General features: G+C 42.0%; 1 protein-coding gene. It reads left to right on the top strand.

Annotation, left to right across the window (positions count from 1 at the left end; genetic code table 11):
• The first annotated feature begins 89 nt into the window (after positions 1 to 89).
• A complete protein-coding gene (locus KCX82_RS22795) occupies positions 90 to 1,397 on the top strand; it encodes an IS30 family transposase (RefSeq protein WP_227020735.1) in 1,308 nt (435 codons plus the stop codon).
• Positions 1,398 to 1,627 lie beyond the last annotated feature (230 nt).

Raw genomic sequence — 1,627 nt, 5'->3', positions numbered from 1 at the left:
CGTTTTTTTATGTTATTCGGAAGTTAGTCTTTCAATACTCTGATATACTAAAACAGATATCTGCCCTGATACAGTCAGGAGATTACGTTATGTCAGACAAACAAGAAAAGAAAGGAATCCATTTTAACTTGGCAGACAGAATGTTCATCGAAAATGCCCTCTTTGAACATATGCCACTAACAGAAATTGCAAGGAGACTTGGAAAAGATCCAACAACGGTATCGAAAGAAATCAAAAGAAATCGGATTGAAAACCGCTCCCGTGTCGGAAAGGATTATGTCCTATGCCAGCATTATAAGGGTTGTCGTAAGATGCATCTATGTAAAGACGCCTGCAGCCATCTGTGTTACCGCTGTAAGATTACGAACTGCTATAGAATCTGTACTGACTACAAACCGAGGGAATGCACCATCACGAATCGATTCCCTCACGTGTGCAACGGCTGCGGAAATGTTTCGTCGTGCTATCGGGGCCGCTTCTTTTACAAGGCAAAGGTTGCTGATGCTAACTACCGGGATACTTTATCAAAATCAAGATCGGGCATTGATACCACGCCTGATGAATTTGAACATTTGGATCAGCTTATCTCTCCCCTCATTTTAAAGGGGCAATCCATTGCCCATATTTATCAGCATCATAGGGACGAAATCAGTTGCTCAGAGAGAACAATATACAATTACTTTGAAAGACAGGTCTTCTCCGCTAAAAATATTGATCTGCCAAGAAAAGTACGTTACAAGAAGCGAAAGCGAAAAGCTGCATTATCTCTAAAACCTCAACGTTGCAGGGAAGGCCGGACTTATCAGGATTTCTTGGCTTACATGCAGGATTATCCAGACTCTTCTGTTGTGGAAATGGATACGGTCCATGGTGAGCGGGGAGGTAAAGTTCTGCTTACGCTTTTTTTCAGGCGATGCTCCCTTATGATGGCTTTTCTCCTGGAGGAATGTACGAAAGCCTGCGTCAGTAACTCCTTTGCGTCTCTTCATGAGGCCCTGAGTACACAAGTGTTTCAAGAGATGTTCTCCGTTGTTCTTACGGACAATGGCTCCGAATTCAAAGCTCCTGAAGAAATTGAATTTGACAAGAGTGGCAATCGCCGATCCAGGGTTTTCTTCTGTGATCCGCTGGCTTCTAATCAAAAGGCTCGGATAGAAAAAAATCACGAATACATCAGATATATCCTTCCTAAGGGAAAGTCTTTTAATCATTTGACTCAGGAGGATGTTACTATGATGATGAACCATATCAACAGTACGGCAAGAGCCAGCCTCAACGGTCACACCCCGTATCAGCTGGCTCAGCTTCTTCTTGGTCCTTTTCTGTTGGATGCGTTTTCTCTTAAGCCGATTCCTCCAGACGAAGTACTGCTTAAACCAACACTCCTAAAAAGATAAAAATACTTGGGGCAGATATCTTAAAATGAATCTGCGGCCGGCGGAACTTACTCTTGCAAAATCGTTCTGCCGGTCTGTTAAGCGTGCTTTAAAAAGGTATGCTGCCTCTGTTTGCTTAAATTATATATGATTTTTGTAGACAATCAAGCTAATTCATTTCTAAAAAAACTGCGCTTACTCTTTCAATCACTTGTCTGTACAGAAAACGGAAGTTATGTTTTCAATCAACC

The sequence above is a fragment of the Sinanaerobacter chloroacetimidivorans genome (genome assembly GCF_018128545.1).
GTDB lineage: Bacteria > Bacillota > Clostridia > Peptostreptococcales > Anaerovoracaceae > Sinanaerobacter > Sinanaerobacter chloroacetimidivorans.
This window is presented reverse-complemented; position numbering and strand designations above follow the sequence as displayed.